At 58.7% G+C, this 18,694-nt stretch carries 20 protein-coding genes and 1 tRNA gene; 11 read left to right on the forward strand and 10 right to left on the reverse strand.

Annotation, left to right across the window (positions count from 1 at the left end; translation table 11 throughout):
* The first annotated feature begins 3 nt into the window (after positions 1 to 3).
* Positions 4 to 504 carry a DMP19 family protein gene (locus HUO12_RS07000; RefSeq protein WP_176272898.1) on the forward strand — a complete coding sequence of 167 codons (501 nt, stop codon included), beginning with the start codon at positions 4 to 6 and terminating at the stop codon, positions 502 to 504.
* Between the two features lie 116 nt (positions 505 to 620).
* On the opposite strand, the gene rmuC is transcribed toward HUO12_RS07000, so the two are convergent.
* Positions 621 to 2,009 (reverse strand): DNA recombination protein RmuC, encoded by a 1,389-nt coding sequence (gene rmuC, locus HUO12_RS07005; protein WP_176272899.1) that lies wholly within the window; start codon positions 2,007 to 2,009, stop codon positions 621 to 623.
* A 130-nt stretch (positions 2,010 to 2,139) separates the two neighbouring features.
* Here rmuC and HUO12_RS07010 point away from each other — a divergent pair, with 130 nt between their 5' ends.
* A complete protein-coding gene (locus HUO12_RS07010; protein WP_176272900.1) occupies positions 2,140 to 3,222 on the forward strand; it encodes a DUF5694 domain-containing protein in 1,083 nt (360 codons plus the stop codon).
* 10 nt (positions 3,223 to 3,232) lie between these two features.
* Here the strand turns inward: HUO12_RS07010 and def are convergent, their stop codons facing one another.
* From def to recR, 3 genes are read right to left on the reverse strand one after another with little or no spacing between them, the layout of a single operon-like run.
* The gene (def, locus tag HUO12_RS07015; protein WP_176272901.1) at positions 3,233 to 3,817 is read right to left on the reverse strand and encodes a peptide deformylase; all 585 of its coding nucleotides are present in this window, start codon (positions 3,815 to 3,817) and stop codon (positions 3,233 to 3,235) included.
* A gap of 49 nt (positions 3,818 to 3,866) precedes the next feature.
* The gene (locus HUO12_RS07020; protein ID WP_176272902.1) at positions 3,867 to 4,157 is read right to left on the reverse strand and encodes a hypothetical protein; all 291 of its coding nucleotides are present in this window, start codon (positions 4,155 to 4,157) and stop codon (positions 3,867 to 3,869) included.
* 1 nt (position 4,158) lies between these two features.
* Positions 4,159 to 4,755 carry a recombination mediator RecR gene (recR, locus tag HUO12_RS07025; RefSeq protein WP_176272903.1) on the reverse strand — a complete coding sequence of 199 codons (597 nt, stop codon included), beginning with the start codon at positions 4,753 to 4,755 and terminating at the stop codon, positions 4,159 to 4,161.
* A 52-nt stretch (positions 4,756 to 4,807) separates the two neighbouring features.
* Here recR and fmt point away from each other — a divergent pair, with 52 nt between their 5' ends.
* Genes fmt through HUO12_RS07040 form a run of 3 tightly spaced genes read left to right on the forward strand, consistent with a single transcriptional unit; the run spans position 4,808 to position 7,571 of the window.
* Positions 4,808 to 5,713: a methionyl-tRNA formyltransferase gene (fmt, locus tag HUO12_RS07030; RefSeq protein ID WP_176272904.1), complete on the forward strand. Its 906-nt coding sequence runs from the start codon at positions 4,808 to 4,810 to the stop codon at positions 5,711 to 5,713.
* On the forward strand, positions 5,710 to 6,465 hold the full coding sequence (truA, locus tag HUO12_RS07035; RefSeq protein WP_176272905.1) for a tRNA pseudouridine(38-40) synthase TruA: 756 nt from the start codon (positions 5,710 to 5,712) through the stop codon (positions 6,463 to 6,465). Before fmt ends, truA begins: the two co-directional genes overlap by 4 nt.
* Complete coding sequence (locus tag HUO12_RS07040; RefSeq protein WP_176272906.1) at positions 6,462 to 7,571, forward strand: zinc-binding dehydrogenase; 1,110 nt, start codon at positions 6,462 to 6,464, stop codon at positions 7,569 to 7,571. The genes truA and HUO12_RS07040 overlap by 4 nt, the downstream gene beginning before the upstream one ends.
* A 155-nt stretch (positions 7,572 to 7,726) precedes the next feature.
* Here the strand turns inward: HUO12_RS07040 and HUO12_RS07045 are convergent, their stop codons facing one another.
* Entirely contained in the window at positions 7,727 to 8,710 is a 984-nt protein-coding gene (locus tag HUO12_RS07045; protein WP_176272907.1) for an asparaginase, read from the reverse strand.
* Between the two features lie 94 nt (positions 8,711 to 8,804).
* Here HUO12_RS07045 and HUO12_RS07050 point away from each other — a divergent pair.
* Positions 8,805 to 8,880 (forward strand) — tRNA-Val (locus tag HUO12_RS07050).
* 10 nt (positions 8,881 to 8,890) lie between these two features.
* On the opposite strand, the gene HUO12_RS07055 is transcribed toward HUO12_RS07050, so the two are convergent.
* The gene (locus HUO12_RS07055; protein WP_217905179.1) at positions 8,891 to 9,466 is read right to left on the reverse strand and encodes a TlpA family protein disulfide reductase; all 576 of its coding nucleotides are present in this window, start codon (positions 9,464 to 9,466) and stop codon (positions 8,891 to 8,893) included.
* A 31-nt stretch (positions 9,467 to 9,497) separates the two neighbouring features.
* Here HUO12_RS07055 and argH point away from each other — a divergent pair, with 31 nt between their 5' ends.
* From argH to HUO12_RS07075, 4 genes are read left to right on the forward strand one after another with little or no spacing between them, the layout of a single operon-like run.
* Complete coding sequence (argH, locus tag HUO12_RS07060) at positions 9,498 to 10,874, forward strand: argininosuccinate lyase (protein ID WP_176274334.1); 1,377 nt, start codon at positions 9,498 to 9,500, stop codon at positions 10,872 to 10,874.
* Between the two features lie 4 nt (positions 10,875 to 10,878).
* A complete protein-coding gene (locus tag HUO12_RS07065) occupies positions 10,879 to 11,127 on the forward strand; it encodes a hypothetical protein (RefSeq protein ID WP_176272908.1) in 249 nt (82 codons plus the stop codon).
* Between the two features lie 17 nt (positions 11,128 to 11,144).
* Positions 11,145 to 12,425 carry a diaminopimelate decarboxylase gene (lysA, locus tag HUO12_RS07070; protein WP_176272909.1) on the forward strand — a complete coding sequence of 427 codons (1,281 nt, stop codon included), beginning with the start codon at positions 11,145 to 11,147 and terminating at the stop codon, positions 12,423 to 12,425.
* Positions 12,426 to 12,437: 12 nt separating this feature from the next.
* On the forward strand, positions 12,438 to 13,268 hold the full coding sequence (locus tag HUO12_RS07075) for a siroheme synthase (RefSeq protein WP_176272910.1): 831 nt from the start codon (positions 12,438 to 12,440) through the stop codon (positions 13,266 to 13,268).
* A gap of 81 nt (positions 13,269 to 13,349) precedes the next feature.
* Here HUO12_RS07075 and HUO12_RS07080 read toward each other — a convergent pair whose 3' ends face one another.
* The gene (locus tag HUO12_RS07080) at positions 13,350 to 14,327 is read right to left on the reverse strand and encodes a helix-turn-helix domain-containing protein (protein ID WP_176272911.1); all 978 of its coding nucleotides are present in this window, start codon (positions 14,325 to 14,327) and stop codon (positions 13,350 to 13,352) included.
* A 130-nt stretch (positions 14,328 to 14,457) separates the two neighbouring features.
* Positions 14,458 to 15,747, reverse strand: coding sequence for an adenylosuccinate synthase (locus HUO12_RS07085; protein WP_176272912.1), 1,290 nt, complete (start codon positions 15,745 to 15,747; stop codon positions 14,458 to 14,460).
* A 387-nt stretch (positions 15,748 to 16,134) separates the two neighbouring features.
* Here HUO12_RS07085 and HUO12_RS07090 point away from each other — a divergent pair, with 387 nt between their 5' ends.
* Positions 16,135 to 17,163: an alpha/beta hydrolase gene (locus HUO12_RS07090; RefSeq protein ID WP_176272913.1), complete on the forward strand. Its 1,029-nt coding sequence runs from the start codon at positions 16,135 to 16,137 to the stop codon at positions 17,161 to 17,163.
* Here the strand turns inward: HUO12_RS07090 and HUO12_RS07095 are convergent.
* Together HUO12_RS07095 and HUO12_RS07100 are read right to left on the reverse strand one after the other, a co-directional pair.
* Complete coding sequence (locus HUO12_RS07095; protein ID WP_176272914.1) at positions 17,160 to 17,549, reverse strand: RidA family protein; 390 nt, start codon at positions 17,547 to 17,549, stop codon at positions 17,160 to 17,162. The two genes, HUO12_RS07090 and HUO12_RS07095, sit on opposite strands and share 4 nt — an antisense overlap.
* An 18-nt stretch (positions 17,550 to 17,567) precedes the next feature.
* A complete protein-coding gene (locus HUO12_RS07100) occupies positions 17,568 to 18,674 on the reverse strand; it encodes an ATP phosphoribosyltransferase regulatory subunit (RefSeq protein WP_176272915.1) in 1,107 nt (368 codons plus the stop codon).
* Between the last annotated feature and the right edge of the window lie 20 nt (positions 18,675 to 18,694).

The raw sequence follows: 18,694 nt of genomic DNA on the forward strand, positions 1-18,694 counted from the left end.
GCCATGCCCTATTTCGCTGCACCCGATATCCTCAAATTGGATGACGATGCGGAATTGGCTTGGAAGGCAATCGAGCACGTGTGGGACGCCGCGCCTTACACTTCCCGGGAACTCCCCGCATTCCTCGCAGAGCTTACTCAAGGCCAAGCTGCGCTCTATGCCGTCGATTGCGTTCAGAAAGATATTCGCAATGCCGGCTATCGGGATCTATTCTTCAATGCGTCTGGCAATTTGGTGCCAGCCGCACTCGATGGATTTCAGATGATTGATGCTGAAGCCTACGTTGCGAACCTGAGCGCTGCGATGAGCCTGCTTGGTGACGGCTATCCGCCCTCGGCCGCAGCACGCAAGCGCGCTCTGGCGGAACAAGGGGAGGCGGCGCTAAGCAGGCTGGAAGTACTCTCGGACAGTTTTCTGGACCTGCTGGATATGGCAGCGACTGATCTGGAAAAGTTCCGCTCCAGCTATGTTCGAGCCAATCCGGAAGAATTTGTGGCGGCCTGAGCTGCGGCGCTACTCCGCTGCTTCCTTGCTTCCATTACTCAGCAAATCGTCAGTAGTGTAGCGCGGCGCGGCTTCGACCAGTGGGACATCTTCGATCTCGCGTTTGCCGATTTCCATCAGTCTTCTCCTGATTGTTCAGGAGGTGATATCCGAGTAAGCGCCCTAGTCTCTGTATCCACCGGATCAAACGATCCAAGTCGCTTGTCACTCTTGGTGAGATTCAGCTCTTCAAGCTTTCGAGCACCTAGAATGACTTTACCGTCAGCACTCTTGATGAATTCATTGTATGCTTTCGCGGTACCATCGATGCTACTGCCTAGCTTACGGATGCGTTCGGTCATCAGTGATAAATTGTGATGTAATTCACGACCTAGATCGATGATTTCCTGCGCCTTATCTGTAAGCTTTTCCTGGTCCCACATCGATGCAATCGTCCGAGCTAAGGGTAAGAACGTTGCGGGGCCGGATATGATTACTCTGTTCCTTGCCGCGTCCTCCCACATCGTCGGTCGATGCTCGAGCGCAGCTGAGTGAAAATTATCTCCCGGAATATAGAGTATTACGAAGTCTGGCGCGTTCTCGAATTGCGACCAGTAAGATTTTTTCGACAGCGCATTTGCGTGTCCCTTGACGGTATCTGAGAAGCTTTCAAACGCCTTCTTCTTTTCTGACGGATCGAGAACATCAGTCGCTGACAGGTAAGCATCCAATGGACACTTTATATCTACGATAAGCTGCCGCCCCCCCGGCAGGTTGATGATGTAGTCAGGACGAAGCAATCCATCGTCTGATTGTACCGATACCTCCGCTCGATAATCGGTGAATTTTGAGAGTCCTGCCATGTCGAGCAAGTTCTCGAATTGTTGTTCACCCCATCGACCACTCGTCTTGGGTGCAGCTCTGAGGGAATTGACGATGTTAGATGCCTCAAGCTTCACAGCCTCTTGTCCTAACCGTACTTGGTCGATCAAGCTTGAGATATTGCCGTATTCCTTCTTTCGATCTGACTCCATTTCTTTGACGGACTTTTCATACCGATTGAGAGAATCCGCCACCGGTGCGAGCAGTGATTTAATCTTGGCTTGACCTGATTCCTCCGATTGCTTGAAGCGTTCATCCGCTCGTTTCAGAAAGGCTTCTTGCGCCTTGTTAAGCACGGAGGCACCTGTGTTCTCGAATTCCTTGAGGAGTTTATCGCGGCTCTCCTCCAGTATTCTCGTTTTTTCATCAAATGCTGCTCGCTCGGCCTTAAATGCCGAATTCTCATCGCGAACGCGCTCTAGTGCTTCTTCAAGACTATCCACACGGCCCGCTTTCTCGCGTGCAGCCTCCAGGTCAGCAAAAACTCTCAAATACTTCGCATCGAGCTCCTTCGCTTCAGCTTCCCGCTCCGAAAGCCGCGTCTTCAAATCGGCCGCCGGACGCGAGCCGAAATACCACCCTGCCCCCGCACCAATCGCGAGACCTAAAATGAGAACGAGAATTGCAAGAATCGTCGAATCCATACGTTCTTATAGCACGGAACAAATCATGAACTCCAGCGATTTGCAGGATATCCACGGAAGATGCACACTATCAGAGGACCGAAGCGTTACCACCTTGGCGAAGCGAGCCGCACCATGTTACGCCTCCACCATGACATTCAGCAAAAACTTTGCCTCACTGGCATCATTCGGTGCCCTGATCCTTTCAGCGATCACCACTCCACTTCACGCGCAATCATCTGATGATGCGTCTGAAATCGCTGGCGGAAAGACCCGCGTTCTTGTGCTGGGCACTCCTCATCTTGCCGGCAATGACGAGATTGGCACGGATGACCTTGCCCCGCTGCTCGACAGACTTGAGAATTTTGCGCCCGAGACGATCGCCATTGAAGCGGTACCGGGGCAAACTTGCGAACTGATCCGCGTCCATGCCCCCATCTATCCGGGTGTTGCAGACCGCTATTGCCCGGACCCCGCGGCGGCGCGCGAATTTCTTGGCTTTGATGCTGGCAGCGCAGAAGTTAGCCTGGTTGGAACATTGATGGAGCTTCCAGCAAATGAGTCTCCGGACACCGCGACGCGGCGCAAGCTGGCTGGGCTGTTCCTAGCAACCGGCGACCCATGGTCAGCCGCTATGCATTGGGGTCAATTGGCACCCGACAATCGCGGCGAAGGCGAGGACATCTCGGCTGAAATGAAGGCGCAGCTTGATACACGCCTGACTTCGAAAAACGAAAATTTAAGCATCGCAGGAGCCCTGGGGAACCGGCTGGGTCATTCACGGCTCTATCTGATGGATGATCACAGCGCAGATGCGATAATGATCTTCGGCGATCCGGAGATCGGCAGTGTGCTACAAGGAATTTGGGGCCGTGCGAGCGAAGAGGCTTTGGCTTTCAAGTCGCAATCGGACGCTTTGCTGACGGAAGAAGGCCAGATCCTCGCCTATTACCGGCTGATCAATTCCGAGCCTTATCAGGCGATGACAAAGAGCGTGGATTTTGGCGCGGCTGCAAGGTCAAGCGAGGCCGACAATGCCGCGCGGACCTATGTCGCATGGTGGCATGCGCGCAATCTGAAGATGGCGGCCAACATTGTCGAAGCGTTCGGTAACAAGCCCGGTTCGAATGTGCTGGTGATCACAGGCGCGTCGCACAAAGCCTATCTCGACCAGATACTCGTCCTGTTCGAGACCGTGGAACTGGTCGATGTGGACGATATTCTGGCGGAATAGGCGGTCTTGACTACGCCGCTTGCCTGATTTTCTTCAGCTTTTTCAGCGCCATTTGCCGCTTCAGGCGCGACAGGTGGTCGATGAAGAGAATGCCTTCCAAGTGATCCATCTCGTGCTGGATGCAGGTCGCAACCAAGCCTTCCATTTGTTCTTCGTGATGGTTGCCGTCGAGATCCTGATACCGGACCGTGCACGTCGCCGGCCGGTCCACATCGGCGTAAATCTCAGGCACGGACAGGCAGCCTTCCTGATAGGTCGAAAGCTCTTCCGCCGGATCAACAATCACAGGATTGATAAAAGTCCGCGGCTCTTTCTTCGTCGGCTGGTGCGTGTGCTTGTGCCCGTCATGCCCATGATCGTGATCGCACTCAACCGGCTCTGCATCCGGGTCTTCCGGCTGCAAGTCGATCACCAGCACGCGCTTGGGCACGCCCACCTGAATGGCGGCGAGGCCAATGCCGGGCGCATCATACATCGTTTCGAACATGTCCTCGACGAGGGTTTTGAGCTCGTCATTGAACTCGTCCGCAGCAACGGGTTCAGACACGACCTTGAGCCGGGGGTCCGGCACTTCCAGGATTTCACGAATAGCCATGAGGGGGATTTAAGGCGCGTAATGCGGGTTCGCAAGCGGAACAGCTCGATCAGAGTGATTGATTGCGCTCCGCTTCGACCCGTTTTCGATAAAGTGCATCTGGACCCTTGGCGCGCTCGAGCCTGATTCTACGCCTGGCCAATCCAATAGCTAAAGGAACGCCAACCCAGAAAACTGCGCCTGGGAGAATTGGTAAGGTCGCCCAGAAGTCCGCATAAAGTGCGCCGAGATAAGTCAATCCCCAGAATGCTGCCCAAAGAAAGAACATACCTTCTAACAGACCGATAGGCTGTCGCTGGTGATAGCGCTTGTGAGCGAAGCGCCAGAATGCTGCCTTCAACCTAATCAACCGGCCTTCTCGCCCTTAGTGCCTGTGCAAGCGTGCCTTCGTCGAGATAATCGAGCTCGCCGCCGACCGGCAGGCCGTGGGCCAGCTGGGTGATGCGAACCGGAAACGCCTCCAGCCGCTCCGCAATGTAATGCGCGGTCGTCTGCCCCTCCAGCGTCGCGTTCATCGCAAGCACGACTTCGTCCACCCCGCCCTGCTCGACGCGTGCAAGCAATTCCGCAATCGAGAGATCCTCTGGCCCAACCCCGTCAAGCGCGGAGAGCTTACCACCGAGCACGTGATACTTGCCCGGAAACAGCCGCGAGCGGTCAAGCGCCCACAGGTCTGACACATCCTCGACCACGCAAAGCGACTTCTGGTCGCGGCGTGGATCGGCGCAGATGCCGCAAGGGTTTTTCGTATCGACATTGCCGCAGGTCTCGCATTCGACCAGCTTCTCCTGCACCGCATTCAAAGCATCGAGCAACGTCGGCAAGGCCCGCTCGCGGTTCTTGACCAGCCATAGCACCGCACGCCGGGCCGACCGAGGGCCCAGACCGGGAAGGCGCGACAATGCGCTCGCCAATGCTTCGATCTCTTGCGATGCCATGGGGGGAGAGATAGGGGCTTGGAGCAATCCAAGAAAGGTCCGCTGTCACGTCATGCGCATAATCTTCATGGGAACGCCGGAATTTGCCGTGCCTGCGCTGCAAGCGCTGCATGATGCCGCGCATGAGATTGTGTGCGTCTACACCCAGCCGCCGCGCCCGGCGGGCCGCGGCAAGAAGCTGCAGCCCTCGCCCGTACAAAGGCGCGCGGAAGAGCTTGGCATCGAGGTCCGCTCACCGAAATCCCTGAAGGGTGAGGAAGCGCAAGCCGCGTTTGCCGCGCTGAATGCGGACGTGGCGGTGGTTGCAGCCTACGGCCTGATCCTGCCGCAAGCAGTGCTTGATGCGCCAAACTATGGTTGCCTCAACATCCACGCCTCGATCCTGCCGCGCTGGCGCGGGGCAGCGCCGATCCACCGCGCAATCATGGCTGGTGACGAAGCGACGGGCGTAACGATCATGCAGATGGAAGCGGGGCTGGATACAGGGCCGATGCTCGCAAAAGTGCATACGCCAATCGAGGACAAGACCACCGGCGAATTGACCGAAGAACTGGCAGAATTGGGCGCGCAGCTGATGGTCGAAGTGTTGGCGGACCTGGCGAATATTGCCCCGATTGCGCAGGATGATGATGCGGCCACATACGCGCCCAAGATCGACAAGGCCGAAGCGCGGATCGACTGGTCGCGCCCCGCCGAGGAGCTGGTGCGGCACGTGCAGGGGCTCGCGCCTTTCCCTGGCGCATGGTGCGAGATCGATGGATACCGGGTGAAGATCTTGCGAGCTGAGGCCGTCAAAGGCTCAGATGAGCCGGGCAAAGTGCTGGATTATGATCTCACCATAGCATGCGGAGAAGGCGCGCTCCGGCCGCTCCGCCTGCAACGTGCAGGCAAGCCCGCGATGGACCGCGATGACTTCCTTCGCGGCAATCCGATTGCGGTAGGGACAAAGCTCGCTTGACCCGCTTTGCGCTCACTCTCGAATTTGACGGCACGCCGTTCATGGGGCTGCAGCGCCAGCCGCATGGGCCGAGCGTGCAGCAAGCGGTCGAAGACGCCGCACATGCGATAACCGGCGAGGACGTGACGCTCTATAGTGCGGGCCGCACAGACACCGGCGTCCACGCGCTTGCCATGCGAAGTCACTTCGATATCGAAAAAGACATCGCGCCGTTTCGCTTGATGGAGGCGCTAAACGCGCATCTGCGGCCTAACCCCATTGCTGTGACCGATTGCGAGGTCGTCGATGATGATTGGCACGCGCGCTTTTCCTGCATCGGGCGCAGCTACCTCTACCGCATCGCCAATCGCCGCGCGCCGCTGACGCTCGACAAGAACCGAGCCTGGCAAGTTCCGCAAGAGCTGGATGCAGAGGCGATGCACCGCGCAGCACAAGCACTCGTCGGCCGTCACGACTTCACCACTTTCAGAAGTGCGCATTGCCAGGCGAAGGATCCGGTCAAAACGCTCGAAACGCTCACCGTTGAACGGATGGACGATGAGATATTCATCGACGTCGCCGCGCGCAGTTTCCTGCACCATCAAGTACGCTCAATGGTCGGCTGTCTAGCGCTCGTTGGCATGGGAACCTGGCCGGAAGAACGTGTCCGCGAAGCGCTCGAAGCGCGCGACCGGCAAGCTTTAGGCTTGAACGCACCGCCCCATGGCCTCTACTTCGTGCAAGCTTTTTATCCTGAGGAGAATAACACATGACCACCGTCACTCAGCTTTTCACCACGCTTGATGCAGACGGCGCGCTGACGCTTGAACTTGCGGAAGTCGAATTCCCTCAACCAACCGGCAATGAGGTGCTGGTCCAGATGGAAGCCGCGCCGATCAACCCGTCGGACTTGGCGATCCTGACCAGCGCAGCGGATTTCGAGAATGCGGAGTATTCCCCGGGCAAGGTGGTTGCGCAAATGCCGGAGCCGTTCCTGTCAGGTCAGAAAGCACGGCATGGCCAGCGTCTACCCGCAGGCAATGAAGGCGCAGGGACAGTCATCGCAACCGGCGATGGCGACATGGCAAAAGCGCTTATGGGTCAGCGCGTTGCATGCGTTCCCGGCAATGCTTTCAGCCAATATGCGATTGCCGATGCGATGATGTGTCTTCCTTTGGGAGATCACTCCTCCGAAGCGGGCGCATCGAGCTTCGTCAATCCAATGACTGCGCTCGGTTTTGCGGAGAACGCCAAGATGGATGGCGTCAAGGCCATGGTGCACACTGCAGCGGCATCCAACCTGGGCCAGATGCTGATTAAGATCTGCGCGGAAGACGGGATCGAACTCGTCAATATCGTGCGCAAGGCAGAACATGTGGAGCTTTTGAAGGGTCTCGGCGCCAAATATGTAGTGAACTCATCCGACGATGATTTCATGAAGCAGCTGCGCGAAGCGATTGATGCGACCGACGCGTTCTACGGCTTTGACCCGATTGGTGGCGGCCAAGCCACGGACAATGTCTTCAAGGCGATGGAGCAAGTCGCAGTCAAGAAGATGACTGAGTATTCGCGCTATGGCTCGAACCAGCAGAAGCGCATGTTCATCTATGGCCGGCTCGATATGGGGCCGACCATCTTGACGCCAAGCTACGGCTTTGGCTGGACGCTATCCGGATGGCTGCTGACACCATTCCTTGCCAATGCAGGAATGGAAACTGTGGTGCGGATGCGCACTCGTGTGCTTGAGAACCTGACAACCACATTTGCCAGCAGTTACAAAGCGAAGGTCAATCTGGAAGAGATGCTGACCAAGGACGCGATCCTCGACTATCGCCAGATGAAAACTGGCGAGAAGTATCTGGTGACGCCAAACGCCTGATTGGTGCGGTCAGGACATCCGTCCTGACCTTGCGGCACCGGCCCACTCCCTCTCCCGACCACCCAAACAGGATAATCCCATGGGTGGTCTGGAGGTGGAGTAGGATGGCACAGTCAAGGGAAGCGCGGATGCGCTTCACGCACGCAAGAGACAATTCACCTTTTATCAAAAGCCGCTTGGATTTCCTCGGGCGCGCTGATCCCGTTTGCAAGCAGCACCTGCAGCAATATCCGCGCCTTAGCGGGGCCAAGCCCGCGCGCGGCGACAAAGCCGTGCTGTGAGTCCAGCGGTATCCGATCGACCAGCCCTTCGTCCACACGGCTCGCGCGGACAATCGAGATTCCCGCTTCGGCTAGCTCAGCAAGTCGATCAAAGATGGCTTCAGGCGCGTTCCCATCGCCAAAACCCGCAAGCACCAGACCGCGTGTCTGATCCGTCAGCAGGCAATCCACTGCGCTGCGATCCATCGCTGCGTGAGCGTAGAGGATAGGCACATGGGGGAAATCCGTCGGCATCGCGTAACGCGCTGCTCTTCCCTTCGCCCATGGCTCACCAAACCAGTCGAGCGAGCTTGGCGTCACAGTCCCGACCGCATCGCGCGGGAAGCCTTTGAAGGCATCCACGCCGCTCGTTTTCGCTTTGCGCGCATCGCGGGCCGAGATAATCCGGTCACTCATCACTAACAGCACACCGCGCCCCGCAGCGTCGGGGTCGCTTGCCACGCGCACCGCATTGAGAAAATTGCGGATTCCATCAGTGCCGACTGCGTCCGCTGGCCGCATCGCGCCAACCAGCACAACTGGCTTGGTGGTTGGCAATGTCAGGTCAAGCAGCAGTGCGGTTTCCTCCGCTGTATCCGTACCATGCGTGATGATGATACCGTCTATGCCTTCGTTCACCATCGCATTGGAACACGCCCGATAGAGTGACCGCCAGATTTCCGGGGTGATGTCCTCCGAACCTATCGCGGCGATCTCTTGCCCGGTCAGATTCGCATCGAGGCCCAGCGATTCAGCTTGTTCGATAAAGGTGGAAATACCGATCTGCCCGGGGCGATAATCGCGTTTGAGCGCAGAACCAGCCGTCCCCGCGATCGTGCCTCCGGTCGCGAGAATCAGGATGTTGGCCGCGCTGCTCATGGCACTTGCGATAGAGGACGTGTGAGATTCAGGCCAGATAGCATTTGATTTTGTCAAAACAGACGCTAGATAGCGCGTCTTCCGTTATCGGAATGGGCGATTAGCTCAGTTGGTAGAGCATCTCGTTTACACCGAGAGGGTCGGCAGTTCGAGCCTGTCATCGCCCACCATTCCATGACCTCATTCAGAACCTGCAATCGCTTCGCGCACGGCTGCAATCGCGTCTTCTGAGTCCCAATGATAACCGCCGGTTACGCGAAACACTTCCTCGCCATTGCCATCGAACAGGATTGTTACCGGGAGGATCTCTCCGCCCAGTTCTCGGCTCAAGCTGTTGCGCGGATCAAGCCATGGCTCAAGATTGCGAAAGCCCCGCTCTTCAAAGAACGGCTCGACCGCTTTAGCGCCCGTCAAATCCTGGCTTATCGTGAGTACTTTCACATCATCACCCATGACATCGGCGAGCGTGTCCAGCGCGGGCATTTCGACAATGCAAGGCACGCACCATGTCGCCCAAAGATTGAGCAGCACTGGACGGCCAAGCAATTGCTCGGTTTTAAGCTCCGCCCCGTCTGGGTCAGCGAATACTGAGGCAGGCATTTTAGTGCCAGCACGGCCGTAGTCTATCTCGCCGATCAAGGGGGGCTTTGGCGCGGACAATTCGTCCTGTTGTTGCACTGCACCTTCAGGCTCACTATCGCATCCTGCAAGCAGCATTGCCGAGGCAAGAACAGTGAGCGACACGCGCAAAGACATTGACGGCTCCAACGTGAGGGGTTCCAACGCCATGTGGGGCGGCAGGTTCGCTGAAGGACCTAGCGCGATCATGCGCGAAATCAATGCTTCGATTCCCTTCGACAAAGCGCTCTGGCGTCAGGACATAGCTGCGTCGAAAGCGCATGTCGCCATGCTCGGCGCGCAAGAGATTGTCAGCACTGAGGATGCTGAGGCGATCAGGCGCGGCCTGGATCAAATCGCAGAGGAATATGCGCGCGACGGGGTTCCAGAGGATTGGGACCTTGAAGACATCCACATGACGACCGAAAGCCGACTTGCTGAACTGATTGGTCCGGCGGCTGGCCGCTTGCACACCGCGCGCAGCCGCAATGATCAGGTCGCGACAGATTTCCGGCTGTGGGTGCGCGACGCGCTTGATCAGATGGATGGCGCCTTGAGGCAGCTTCAGCTCGCGCTCATAACGCAAGCAGAAGCGCATGCGGACAGCATCCTGCCCGGCTTCACGCATTTGCAAACCGCGCAGCCAGTGACACTCGGCCACCATCTGATGGCCTATTACGAGATGATCGCCCGCGATCGCTCGCGCTTTGCGGATGCGCGTGCGCGCATGAACGAATGTCCGCTTGGCAGCGCCGCGCTGGCCGGAACAGGGTTCCCGATTGATCGCGATGCCACCGCAAAGGAGCTAGGCTTTGACCGCCCAACCCGCAACAGTCTCGATGCCGTTTCCGACCGCGATTTCGCGCTCGATTATCTGATGGCGGCAAGCCAGTGCGCGCTGCATCTGTCACGCCTTGCCGAGGAATTCATCATCTGGGCGAGCCAGCCCTTCGGCTTCGTGCGCCTGCCTGACACGCTGTCTACCGGCAGCTCGATCATGCCGCAGAAAAAGAACCCTGATGCGGCCGAGCTTGTGCGTGGCCATGCGGGGCGCGTGATTGGGTGCACCACGGCCCTTATGGTCACGATGAAGGGGCTTCCCCTCGCCTATTCGAAAGACATGCAGGACGACAAACCGCCGGTCTTCGAAGCGGCGAGCCTTATGGCCCTCTCGGTTGCCGCGATGACAGGCATGGTCACTGACAGCACGTTCAACACAGCGCGCATGCGTCAGGCGGCAGAGCTCGGCTTTGCGACAGCAACGGATCTTGCGGATTGGCTCGTGCGCAAAGCTGACATACCCTTCCGCGATGCGCACCACATCACAGGTGCCGTCGTGAAACGCGCTGAGAATGATGGCGTGGCGCTCGACCAATTGTCACTCGAGGTCCTGCAGGAAATCGACCCGCGGATTGACGAGCGCGTATTCAAAGCCTTGTCCGTTGAAGCATCGGTGGCCTCGCGCAGCTCCTATGGCGGGACCGCGCCCGATCAGGTACGCCTGCAAGTGCAAGCGGCAAGAGCGCTCCTCAGTGAAGAAAGCTAGATTAATGATGAAACACTCCGGATTGGCGTTCTTGGCGATGTCTGCGCTCACGCTTGCCGCTTGCGGTCAGCGCGAAGGGCTTGAGCCTGTCGAGGGCAGCGCCTTGCCGCCCAAGGCCTATGGCGCGGAAGCAACGCCGGAAGCGCAGGAATTGCTTGAACCGGAAACCCTCGCTCGGCCTGAGCGTAGTGTGGAGTTGAGGCGTCGCTCTGAAGAGCGCGAAGATGACCCCTTCGATCTGCCTCCGGAATAAGCGACAGGACCAGCCAATTGGACCATTTTGAGCTCAGGGACGGCGAACTCTACGCCGAGGATGTGCCCATGCGGCAGATTGCCGAAGAAGCGGGTACGCCGGTCTACATTTACTCGCGCGCAACGTTTGAGCGCCACGCGCGCGTGTTCCGCGAAGCACTGAAACCTGTTGCTGAGGCTAGCGGGCGCGAGCCGCTGGTGGCCTTTGCGGTCAAAGCCAATCCAAACCTTGCAGTGCTGCGCGTCCTTAGCCGCGAAGGCTGCGGCGCGGATGTTGTCTCAGGCGGCGAATTGATACGCGCGCTTGCGGCGGGCGTCCCGCCTGAAAAGATCGTGTTCTCTGGCGTCGGCAAGACACGCGCTGAGCTGCAGCTCGGCCTCGATAAGCAGATCGGACAGTTCAACATCGAATCGCGCGAAGAGGGCCGGGAGCTGGCTGAGCTTGCGGCCGCCATGGGCCGCGAAGCGTCTGCTTGCCTGCGGATCAATCCGGATGTGGATGCGAAAACGCATGAGAAAATCTCCACCGGCAAGGCGGAAAACAAATTCGGCATTCCTTTGGTCCATGCCCGCGAAGTGTTTGCAGAGCTTGCTTCGCTGGAAGACCTGAACCTGCGCGGTGTTGCGGTGCATATTGGCAGCCAGCTACTCGATCTTGAGCCGCTCGAAACCGCGTTTGCCAAAGTTGGCGCACTGTTAAGCGATCTGCGCGATGCCGGTCATACCATCACTCATGTGGACTTGGGCGGCGGTCTAGGCGTGCCTTACAAGGCTGGCGAGAACCCTCCTGCCCCGGCAGAATATGGCGCAATGGTTGCCCGCGTGACTGCTGACTGGGACGTGCATCTTACCTTTGAACCCGGCAGGGTCATTGCAGGCAATGCGGGCGTCCTGCTCACACGCGTTGTGCGCGTGAAGCGAGGCGGAAATGGCCCGCCTTTCGTAATTGTCGATGCAGCGATGAACGATCTCGCGCGGCCTGCACTTTACGGTGCGTGGCATGACTTTGACGCGGTCAAGCCCACCGGCGAGCGGATGACCGCGAACATCGTCGGCCCGATTTGCGAGACAGGAGACACCTTTGCCCGCGACCGTGAATGCGATGCTTTGCAAGCGGGCGATCTGGCTGTCTTCCGGACCGCAGGCGCGTATGGTGCAACCATGGCTTCAAGCTACAATTCGCGCGGGTTTGTTGCAGAAGTCATGGTCAGCGGCGATGAATATGCGATTGTGGCGGACCGCATTGCAGCCGCCGCGATCATGGACGCAGAGCGCGTTCCGGATTTCCTCGCAGACTAAAGTGCGGCGCTGATGCATAGTCTTCCGCTCTTCCACCGTATCAAAGGCCAGCCAGTGCTGCTGCTCGGCGATGGGGAAGCGGCAAAAGCCAAACGCCAATTAATCGAGCGCGCTGGTGGACTGCCGGTCGATGATCAACAACGCGCAATCGATGAGGGTGTGCGGATTGCGTTTGTGGCCTACGAAGATGACGGGGCTTGCGAGGTCGCGGCAATAAATCTGCGTTGTGCCGGGATGATTGTGAATGTCGTCGATCGGCCCGACCTGTGCGATTTCACAACGCCGAGCCTGCTTGACCGTGACCCGGTGATTATCGCGGTTGGGACTGGCGGTGCTTCGGCGGGTCTCGCCAAGCATCTGAGGCTGCGGCTTGAAAAACTGCTGCCGCAGCCGTTGGGCAAGCTGGCGGAGACACTGTTCAACATGCGCGATGCATTGCGCGCAAAGTTTCCTGAAGGGTTGGACCGCAGGCGGGCGCTTGATGAGGCATTGCGCGAAGGCGGCGCGCTCGATCCGTTTGCGGATGGCTCCGCAGAGCGGGCGCAGGACTGGCTGAATGGCGCGCTTGAGAAACCGGCTCAGACTGAAGAAATCGTTCTGATCAGCAATGATCCCGATGATCTTACACTACGGCAGGCGCGCTGGCTGGGTGAAGCAGACACAGTCGTACTTTGCGGTGCTGTACCCGAGACCATCCTGATCAGAGCGCGCGCTGATGCTGTGCGCATCTCAGGCGAAGACTACGACAAGATGGCCCTGAATCGCCAGGAGGAGCAAGTTGGGGACATACATCCTCTGGCTCTTCAGGGCCTCACAGTCATCCTGCACGCATCGGACGGTTAGAGGTCCTACCTGTCCGAGAGGGTGGCGCGCAGGGCTGCTTAAGTCATCACATTCGATTATTCCGTTTCGTAAGCCGTCACCTCATGCCGCCAGCGCAAGCGGCTCTTCAATCGCAGCAAAATACCGTGCCATGCCTTGACGCGAATTCTCACTCAACGCGATGAATGCGCGGCGCTTGTCATTCTCGTCTTCCACGCGCGTAAAGATCCCTTGGTCGACCATCTGCCTGATCCAGCGCAGCGCCGTCGTCGCGGGAACGCCAGCGGCAATGCAAAGCGAGCTGACGCAGACCTGCTGCCCTTCGCTATGCGCTGCTGTCAGATCAAGCAGCATATCCCAGGCCGGATCGGCAAAGAGCTCGCTATCGAAGAACCGCGCGCGCGCCTGGCGGTGCTGAATGATCTTGCGAACGACTGCTGCATCGGGAAGTTTCAGCGCAGCCGTGCTGGCCGCATCGTTATCCACCACTTCAAACCTTGGCTTTGACAGATTGGCGAGGGTCGTTTCTGGTTCTGTTCCAGGACCACTTTCCGCAAAACCATCAATCTTGCGCGCAATCGCTTCGACCTGTTCAGTCAGACGCAGCAAAGTCATCTGCTCGGTTTCCGTCAGTTCGCGCACGCGCCGTCCGGAAACGACGCTGAGGATACGGCCAAGCGCGAGCGTCAACTCTGCATGCCCGCTCTCGACCAGGATCTGCGGCGCGCTTTGCTCAAAGCATGCAAATACGTCATTCAGAGCGCCCATGCTGGTCAGCACGATCAGCGGCGTCCCGCTGCGCGCAATTCGCATATCGAGCCGCGAAAGCGCAGCCATCATCGCCGCATCAACTTGCGGGCAAGCGAGCACCACAGCATCACCAAGTGCAAGCGTCTGCCCCTCGAGCAGCGCTGAAACAGGCTCGCTCAATCCCGGCCTGAAACCGGCCAGCGAGAGCTCTCCTCGCAATTCATCACGTTTGGATCCTGCATCGGCGAACACCGAAATACGCGCTGGAAGCCCTGCTCCATCAGCAGGCGCATCATAGGAAAAATCGTTCTCGGCAGCGGTAGCGGGCATCGAATCACTCCCTCTCAAAGAAGTGAAACGAAAGTAGAACAAAAATGGATCAAGTCAAGAATAACGCGCGGTAAACGCGATTACGAGACTGTAATCACCGCAGGCCGAAATCCCGAGAAGCCGAGCAAAATCAGTCGATAAACGGATCGCGTACGAGGATCGTATCATCGCGTTCCGGACTTGTCGAAACCAGAGCAACCGGGGTCTCGATCAGCTCCTGTATGCGCTGGATATACTTGATCGCATTGGCCGGAAGATCCGCCCAGCTCCGCGCTCCTGCGGTCGATTCGCTCCAGCCTTCGAGCTCCTCATAGATCGGTTCGACGCTCGCCTGCTCGCCCGCATGGCTAGGCAGATAATCCATCACATTGTTGTGCAAGCGATAGCCCGTGCAGATCTTCACTGTCTCCAACCCGTCGAGCACGTCGATCTTGGTGAGCGCGATACCCGTCACGCCGCTGATCGCGCAACTTTGGCGCACAATTACCGCATCGAACCAGCCCACGCGGCGCTGTCGCCCGGTGACCGTACCGAATTCATGACCGCGCTCGCCGAGCAGCTGGCCCACCTCGTCATCAAGCTCTGTCGGGAAAGGTCCTGAACCGACCCGCGTCGTGTAGGCCTTCACGATCCCAAGCACGAAACCTGCGCTGCCCGGTCCAAGACCGGAACCCGACGCCGCAGTGCCGCTCACCGTGTTAGAGCTAGTCACAAAGGGATAAGTCCCGTGATCGACATCGAGCAGCACGCCTTGCGCGCCTTCGAACAGGATCTTCGCGCCTGCCTTGCGGACCTTCTTGAGCCGTTTCCAAACCGGCTGCGCAAACCGCAGCACGAACGGTGCAATCTCCCGCAATTCAGCGAGCAATGCCGCGCGGTCAATCGGCGGTTGATCAAAGCCCGCACGCAAAGCATCGTGGTGCGCACACAGGCGGTCGAGCTGCGGCTCCAGATCATCGAGATGCGCGAGATCGCACACACGAATAGCACGCCGCCCGACCTTGTCTTCATAGGCCGGACCAATCCCGCGGCCCGTCGTGCCGATCTTGCCTTTGCCCGCCGCGACTTCGCGCAAACCATCCAGATCGCGGTGGATCGGCAGGATCAGCGGGCAATTGTCCGCGATCGCGAAATTGTCATCATTGATCGCAACGCCCTGCCCTTCGAGCTTCTCAACCTCGGACTTCAGCGCCCAAGGGTCGAGCACCACACCATTGCCGATCATGGAAAGCGTACCGGAGACGATACCCGAGGGGAGCAGCGAAAGCTTGTAGGTCGTGCCATCGACGACCAGCGTATGGCCCGCATTGTGCCCGCCCTGAAAACGCACAACCGCATCGGCGCGGCTTGCCAACCAGTCGACGATCTTGCCTTTGCCTTCATCGCCCCATTGAGCGCCGATTACAGTCACATTGGCCATTGCAGATCTTTCATTCTGTACCGTGTGCACGAGCGCACAAACGGCGAGGGCGTAGGCGCTGCGTATGGGCCGCGCAAGAGCCTATTCCCCAGCCCCGCCTCACATAGCGAAGCGGTAGGCGGGACAACACGCCTGACATAGCGAAACGGTAGGCGAACAAGGATGTTGGATACGCATGTTACACAGTCCTGGGAAAGAAAACTCCGCAGCCATTCAGCGCCCGATTTCGCGAGTGATTTCAGTACGGAAGAGGCGTTTTGCATGTGCGCTGTTTAGGAGCGAGCTCCACCGGTAGGAAAGTCTTGCGACAATTCGCGACACAGTGAGACTGGCGGCGTTCAGCTCGCTTTGCTTAGCTCGGCGCTTAAGTTTTAGGAGCACTCGCATATGCGGATCACCGCCACTATCCTACTTGCTGCAACAGCCGCGCTTGGTCTCTCTGCTGTGGCGAGCGCCCAACAGCGCCTTCCACGCGAATGCCGGCAGGAAATCAGGCAGCTGTGCGGATCAGACCGCTCGCAAATACGCGAATGCCTGCGCGAAAAGGCAAGCGAACTCAGCGAAACATGCCGATCCGAGCTGCGCGAGCGCATGGGATCACGGCGCGGAGACCGGCGTGCGCCTGCACAATCCTCTGCCATTGCGCCTGACACAGCGATCATGTTCGGCGCGCATTCACGCCAGCAGATCGATTTCTATTCAGCCAATGGCGAAGCGGCAGACAATGGCGAAGCGCCCGTTATCCTGTTCGTCCATGGTGGCGGCTGGGCGGTGGGCGACCGCGCGCAGGCTGTTCATGCAAAGCCAGCGCATTTCACGACAAACGGGATCGCCTTTGCTTCGACCGGCTATCGGCTCGTGCCGGAAGTGACAGTTGAAGAGCAGGCCGCTGACATCGCGTCAGCGCTCGCCGCATTGCGCGGTCAGGCCGAGACGCTGGGGATTGATCCTGATCGCGTCATCCTCATGGGGCATAGCGCAGGCGCGCATCTGGCAGCGCTTGTCGCCACGGACCCGCAATATGCTGGCGCGGATATGGCAGCGGTCAAAGGCGTGGTGCTGCTCGATGGCGCGGGCTATGATGTGGTGAACCGGATGGAAGATGCAGCGGACAGGTCAGCACTGTTGTACAGCAATGCATTCGGCGATGATCCCGCAAGACAAGCGGCGCTCTCACCCATCACGCATACGGACGCGCCCAACGCACCCGCATGGCAAATCCTGTTTGTTGGAAACCGTGCTGAGTCGCGAGCGCAGTCAGAAGCGCTGGCGCTCGCTCTGCGCGAAGCCGGTGCGGAAGCTGAAGCGGTTCCGATTGCGGACAGCGATCACCGGAAGTTGAATGTCGAGCTTGGCAAGCCCGGCGATCCGGCAACGGCGCTGGTGGATGCTTTTTTGGAAAGTCTGAGCGGCTAACCCGCCGCGATTACGTCGATTTCGACCAGCAATTCCGGCAAGGCGAGCGAAGACACCTCCACAATCGTGTCGGCCGGATATGGCGGCGTGAAATGCTCTTTGCGCGCCTCTACGATCTTCGGGAAATTGGCCATATCTTTCAGATAGATCGTCACCTTGACAATTCTGGACATATCGCTGCCTGCCGCTTCCAGCACGCGCTCGATATTCGCCATGGTCTGGCCCAACTGCAGGTCGAAATCACCCTCGCCAACGATAGAGCCGTCTTCGGCAATCGCGGCCTGGCCTGACAGGAAGATCAGCCCGCCCGCTTTCCACCCCGGACAGATTGCATAGGGGGCAAGCGGATCAGGATCGATAGTGATCGGTGTTGGTGCTTCGCTCATGCCCTTATGTCCCTATTCTCAAAGTTTGACGGGTTCCTTGCCGTCCAACCGGTGCGTACAGCCAAGCGCGCTCGCATCTTCGCCTGTCGCAAGCTGCGCCACTGTGCGCCAGCCAATCGCGCGCAGCCTTGCGGCGGCCTCGCGGTCATGCCCGATGGGCAAGTACAGCGTGTCGGTTTGCTCAGCCTCCGCACCGCCGAGGGCCAGCTGATCGACATAAAGTGTAAAGCCAGTGGCAGGCTCTTCGCTGCCTTTGATCACATAAGTTCCGCCGCGCCCGACTGCGCCGCGCACGCCTTCTGCGTAAAGAGTAAAGCCGAACCAGCTTTGATATTCGAAACCATGACGTTCAGTCGGGTCGAGCGTGATGCGCGCACCGTCGCCAATCCGCGCAGCAATTTCCTCGAGCCCCGCGATCCGGCTTGCGAGCGCGCCGCCTGCATCAATCGCGCGCAGCTTCTCAAGCGCGTCCGCAAACGGGCCCGTTGCGTAAAGCAGCGGCAGATAGGCTTCACCGCCTGCATCTTTCAGCCCGCCCGCATCCTTGGTATCGAGCTCGCGGCGAACAGCATCGCGCGCGTCTTCGGACAAAGGCATCGCCTTCTCGGCCAATGTATCGACCAGATCAGGCAGAGTGAAATCGACGGAAATACCTTTGAGACCGGCGGCCTTCAGCGCTTCGACGGCAACCTCCACGATTTCGCATGCGGCAGCGACCGTGTCAGCTCCGATAAGCTCTGCGCCCAGCTGCAAACGTTCTCGCGCCGGATCGAGCTGGTCCGCTCGGATGATTGCCGTCTCGCCACAGTAAGCAAGCCGCAAAGGGCGCGGGCTATCTGCCATACTGGTCGCGGAAATGCGGCCAACTTGCGGGGTGATGTCGCTACGCAAGGCAAGCGTACGAAGCGAAACCGGATCGACGAAGCGGAACATGCGGCGTGGCTGCACACCGTCCATACGGCCTGCAAGCGAGCGCTCGAACTCGACCAGTGGCGGGCGCACGCGCGCATAACCATGACGCGAAAGCACATCGAGGCTCGCGCGCATAGCACGCGTGATGCGTTCCGCTTGAGCGGGCAAGCGGTCTTCAAGGCCTTCAGGCAAAAGGTCGTCAGGTTTGGTCATTGCGAAAGACCCCTAACCAA

The organism is Altererythrobacter lutimaris, assembly GCF_013371495.1.
GTDB lineage: Bacteria > Pseudomonadota > Alphaproteobacteria > Sphingomonadales > Sphingomonadaceae > Erythrobacter > Erythrobacter lutimaris_A.